Origin of the sequence: Thioclava sp. UBA3469, from assembly GCF_002378135.1 — a bacterium.
GTDB lineage: Bacteria > Pseudomonadota > Alphaproteobacteria > Rhodobacterales > Rhodobacteraceae > Thioclava > Thioclava sediminum.
The window spans coordinates 1-2,036 of record NZ_DFRG01000247.1 but is presented as its reverse complement, the minus strand read 5'-3'; the positions used below and the strand labels follow the sequence as shown (position 1 = coordinate 2,036).

The window sequence follows — 2,036 nt, the reverse complement described above, 5'->3', positions numbered from 1 at the left end:
GGAGCCGTTCCAGCAGCTGCTTGTCGCTTTCGATCACCAGTGCGAGCAGCACCCCGGCCTTGGTTCCGTAGTAGTTATGGACCGTCACGCCCGAGACGCCGGCCGCCACCGCGATCGCCTCGATCGTCGTCTTGTCATAGCCCTTCTCGCGAAAAAGCTCTTTGGCCGATGTGACGATGCGGTTGCGACGGTCTTGTTTTTGTTGGGCGCGCAGGTTGCTCACTAAGTCCTCCTAGGGTTGCCAACAGTTTTCGGCGATGGGTCGTTTTTGGTCAAGACAAATTTTTTATTGCGTAAAAGTTTTTATCGAATAAAGTTTTTGTACAAGATCAAGAATCCATACCAACAGCGAGGTACGCTTATGCGCTCCGTACTCAAAATCGCCGCCGCCTCCGCGGTCGCCCTCTCCGCGGGCAGCCTCTCCGCTGCCGCCGCTGAAACCGTCAATGTCGGGGTCTGCGTCTCCTGGCCGGGCTATGCCATGCTCGAAGTCGCCAAGGAAAAGAACCTGATCCCCGATTACGATCTGAACATCACGATCTTCGAAGATCCGCTGGGCGGTCATGCCGCCCTCGCCGCGGGTCAGCTCGACGTTTATGGCTGCACCGCCGATTACACGCCGCTGGTCGTGGATCGCGGCACCGATGTGGTGAACGTGGCCCAGCTCAACCCCTCCTACGGGGTCGATCACGTCATTCTCGCGCCCGACACCGAGCCCGCCGACCTGCCCGGCAAGAAGGTCTCGGCCCCGCAGGCCTATATCGGTCAGCTGCTGATGGGGATCTGGCTCGATTCCGAGGGCATCACCCCCGATCAGGTCGAGTGGGTGAACCTGAATGCCGATGAAGCCGTCGGTCCGATGATGTCGGGCGATCTGTCGGCTGCCTACATGTACGAGCCGTGGATCTCCAAGGTCCTCGAAGCCAAGCCCGGCGCGCGGTCCATCGTGAACACCGCCGATCCGGAGATGCTGAAGACCGGGATCTTCATGGATGCGCTTTACATGAACAAGAACTTCATCGCCAATGACCGCGAGGCGGCGCTGGCCGTGCTGAAGGCGCGTTGGGAAGGGCTGGCCTACTGGAACCAGCACACCGAGGAGACCAACAAGATGCTCGCCTCCTTCCTGCAATGGCCCGAGGAAGATATCGGCTACGTCATCGGGACCAACGGCAAGTCCTTCGAGGGCGGCATCTACATGATGGACTTCGACGAATCCGCCCGCCTGTGCGGCGTACTCGACGGCGAAGGCCCGCTCGGCATGGCCAACGGTTCGATGGTCGACTCGATCGCGATGACCAATGACTGGTGGATCAAGCTCGGTCTGATGGAAAACAAGATCGACGCGTCGAAAGGCATCGACTGCTCGCTGATGGGCGATCTGGTCAAGTCCGGCTACCGCCAGAGCCTGACCGCACACTGACCCCCTCGGGAAGCGCCGATCCCCGGCGCTTCCCTTCCCCCAAGCCGGAGCATCTACCTTGAGCGCCCGACCCACTCCCTTTCTCCAGCTGCGCAAGCCCGTGAGCCGCCGTCAGAAGCTGCTTTCCGCGCTCGCCATCTGGGTGCTGTTCTTCGGCATCTGGATCGTCGCCTCGGCCAGCGGCTTGGTGAACCCGCTTCTCGTCCCCGCCCCGCAGCAGGTCTTCGCGACCACTTTCGACCTGTTCTTCAGCCGCGGGTTCGGCAGCGACGTCCTGATCTCCATCAGCCGCGTGCTCATCGCCTTCGCGCTGGCCAGCGCCGTGGCGGTGCCGCTGGGCGTGATGATGGGCTCCTTCCCCGCGATCGAGGCCTTCTTCGCCCCCTTCGTCTCGGCGTGGCGCTACCTGCCCGCGCCGTCCTTCATCCCGATCCTGCTGATGTGGTTCGGGACCGGCGAGGCGCCGAAACTGGCGCTGCTGTTCCTCGGCGTGATCTTCTTCCTGATCACCCTGATCATGGACCACACCAAGAATGTACGTGAGGAGCTGGTCGAGACCGCCCTGACGCTGGGCGCACCGCGCCACAAGGTCGTGGCCCGGGTGATCTTCCCC

The 2,036-nt window shown here is 62.0% G+C and carries 3 protein-coding genes; 2 read left to right on the top strand and 1 reads right to left on the bottom strand.

Translation table 11 applies throughout. The annotated features are described in order from the left end of the window. The coding region (locus tag B3D39_RS18080) for a TetR/AcrR family transcriptional regulator (protein ID WP_274962576.1) at positions 1–223 on the bottom strand (223 nt) is incomplete at its 3' end. A 138-nt stretch (positions 224–361) separates the two neighbouring features. On the opposite strand from B3D39_RS18080, the gene B3D39_RS18075 reads away from it, so the two are divergent. Both B3D39_RS18075 and B3D39_RS18070 read left to right on the top strand, forming a co-directional pair. Next, a complete protein-coding gene (locus B3D39_RS18075) occupies positions 362–1,423 on the top strand; it encodes an ABC transporter substrate-binding protein (protein ID WP_274962575.1) in 1,062 nt (353 codons plus the stop codon). Positions 1,424–1,481: 58 nt separating this feature from the next. Next, the coding region (locus B3D39_RS18070) for an ABC transporter permease (RefSeq protein ID WP_286789934.1) at positions 1,482–2,036 on the top strand (555 nt) is incomplete at its 3' end.